Below are 2,809 nucleotides of genomic sequence, written 5' to 3'. Positions count from 1 at the left end.
TATGGGAAAGATGCTCTTTGGTCTCCTAGTTATTTTGTTTCTTCTGTAGGAGGTGCAACCCTGGAAGTTCTCAGATGCTCTATTAAAGATCAAGAAAAGCCGTCGTAAAACGACGGGGTTTTAACCCAAATTTTCGATAAAATTAAACGCCAAAATCCCATCATTAAAGTCGTTATCGCTGATATTGGGTAAGTTACCCGGTAAATCCTCAAAGCCAAAGATATTATTCCCCCTTGACCGTAAATGTTCCGCCCCATCGGGATTTGCCGCCCCAAAGGAGAAGTAGGCCACCTCATGGGTCATATAGTTTTCTAGGGTAGCCGCCACGTTATCGGGATTTTTGGTCAAAAATGCCTGAATACTCCCTTGCAGACTTTCTCCCAGATTGCCGCCATTGGCAATCACAAAGGGTGCGTAGCGTCGCCCCCCTTCCAACAACACATCCCCAAATTCAGCGGCGGTGGTGCTTTGGTTTGCCCCTTCCCCACTGGCCCGCAAAATGAAGTTATTCACCGCTTGACTTAAGGCGGTACGCGCATAACCCGCTTGACTGGGTTGAATTAACTCTGTCGCGTTGCCATCTCCATCTAAATCGAGGCTGTCAAAAACGGCTCCGTTATCATCGGCCACTGGATAGAGACCGACAACGTTATTGAAGAAAGCTCCCGTCTGTTGAAGTCCTTCCTCAATCGCTTTGACCTGTATGCTACCGGGCAAGTCACTAAAGTTGAAAACCAGAGAACCTTGTCCATCACCCGTATTATTAAATTGGATGGTTTGGGGATTAACGGCTTGGTCGGGTAGATTGGTAATTTCTAGGGTGAAATTAACCGTTGCGTCTGGCGTGGCGTTGGGAGCCGGTTTGAGGGTGGTATCCGTCACCGCCACCGTCAGATTATAGAGAGCTTGGGCTTCAAAATCGGCCTTACCGATGAAGAATAATTCCCGTCCACGAATCTGGAAACTGCTCTGATCATTACCCAGCAAAGAAAGGCTATTTGTTCCCAGGGCATCATCGCTGATCTGAATATCGGCAACTTTTACACCTTGACTGGTATCGGTATTTTCAGCGATCGCCTTGGTGCTATTGGCAAGAATTAGGGCTGTGGGAGCTTCATTGACATCGGTGATGTTTAAAGTCAAGGTTTGGGTGAGATCGGGGGTGACACCAACGGTTGGATCATCCACATTCACAGTGACTTCGTAACTGTTTTGAGCTTCAAAATTAGGAGCAAAACCGACATAGAAAAGTGCCGAATTCTGAATTAAGAAGCGCTCCCTATCTCGTCCTGTGAGGAAGAGATTATTGGTTCCTAAACCATCATCTTCAATAAGGAGATCGGCGACCTTAAATTCTGGAGTGACATCGACATTTTCAGCTAACTCGGTGACAGCATTTTGGAAAATTACGGCTGTGGGAGCAAGATTACCAGGAGTTTCATTGACATCATTAACAGTAATGACCAGGACTTTTTCAAAACCTAGTCCTCCTTGGTCAGTTGTTTTAACTCGAATACTGTAACTATTCTTGGTTTCAAAATCGGGAGAATTATTAATCTGTAATTGATTCCCCACAATCGAGAATGCAGTATTATCTGTATCTCCTGTTCCTGCTATTAAACTATAGGTAAAGCTATTGCCAGTATCGGGGTCTGTGCTAGAAAATGTTCCTATCACTGTATTGGGAGCAACATTTTCATTTACTGTGGTCGCACTTAATGCTAAATCCGTCGGAGCAAGATTCCCAGGAGTTTCATTGAGGTCATTAACAGTAATGACCAGGACTTTTTCAAAACCTAGTCCTCCTTGGTCAGTTGTTTTAACTCGAATACTGTAACTATTCTTAGTTTCAAAATCGGGAGAATTATTAATCTGTAATTGATTCCCCACAATCGAGAATGCAGTATTATCTGTATCTCCTGTTCCTGCTATCAAACTATAGGTAAAGCTATTACCAGTATCGGGGTCTGTGCTAGAAAATGTCCCTATCACTGTATTGGGGGCAACATTTTCATTTACTGTGGTCGCACTTAATGTTAAATCCGTCGGAGCAAGATTACCAGGAGTTTCATCGGTGCCAATAGTGACAATAACTGAAGCTTGATCATCCTCATTGGGATTATTGTTGTTCGGAGTAGAATCAGGGTCACCTTCATCGACAGCAATGACTTGAGCCGTATTAGTGAGCAATTGTCCTGAATTAACTGTCGCAGTAATTCCGAGCTTGACGCTCTGATTGGGTGGCATATTCCCGACAGTCCAGATTCCTGTATTGCTATCGTAGCTTCCTAGATCGGCTACAGCAGAAACGTAACTCAATGCTCCTGGTAAAATATCTTTTACTTTGATGACAGTAGCTGTACCAGGACCTTTATTTGTCAGAGTTAGAGTAAAGGTCACTTGGTCTCCAATGCGAGGATTAGAATTATTAACAGTTTGAGTCAACTCTAGATCTGCATCAGGAGAAGTTATTGAATTGACAGTTTTTGTACTGACAAGAGAATTGTTAGATAGATTGTAGTCAAATTCATCTCCAGTGACGTTAGCTGTACTCAAAAGTTCGCCAGAAATAAAGGTACTTAATGTCAGATTTACAGTGACACTCTTACCACTATTGAGTGTTCCTAAATTAGCTGTAACAACACCATTGCTAACACTAACTGAATTATTGGGCTCTTCTGGTTTTCGTGTGTTAATTTTTGTTATGAATTAAAGCAAGCAAACAGCTTAAGTCGAAGATGTTCAAAATTGGTAAATCCATAACTTATTCTTTTAATAAGCTTTATTTTGGTATTCATTCCCTCAATTA

General features: G+C 42.6%; 2 protein-coding genes and 1 pseudogene. 1 reads left to right on the top strand and 2 read right to left on the bottom strand.

Annotated elements, in window-relative coordinates:
- A pseudogene (locus tag IM322_RS06215) lies at positions 1 to 108 on the top strand (IS200/IS605 family transposase); the annotation flags it as partial.
- A 12-nt stretch (positions 109 to 120) separates the two neighbouring features.
- Here the strand turns inward: IM322_RS06215 and IM322_RS06210 are convergent.
- Positions 121 to 2,556, bottom strand: coding sequence for a DUF4114 domain-containing protein (locus tag IM322_RS06210; protein ID WP_287672282.1), 2,436 nt, complete (start codon positions 2,554 to 2,556; stop codon positions 121 to 123).
- A gap of 146 nt (positions 2,557 to 2,702) precedes the next feature.
- Positions 2,703 to 2,809 (bottom strand): transposase (locus IM322_RS06205; RefSeq protein WP_287672076.1); only part of this gene is annotated, 107 nt, incomplete at its 5' end.

This window comes from Microcystis sp. M109S1, from assembly GCF_020247025.1.
Classification (GTDB): Bacteria; Cyanobacteriota; Cyanobacteriia; order Cyanobacteriales; family Microcystaceae; genus Microcystis.
The sequence above is the reverse complement of the archived record's forward strand: the minus strand, read 5'-3'. Positions and strand labels throughout refer to the sequence as shown.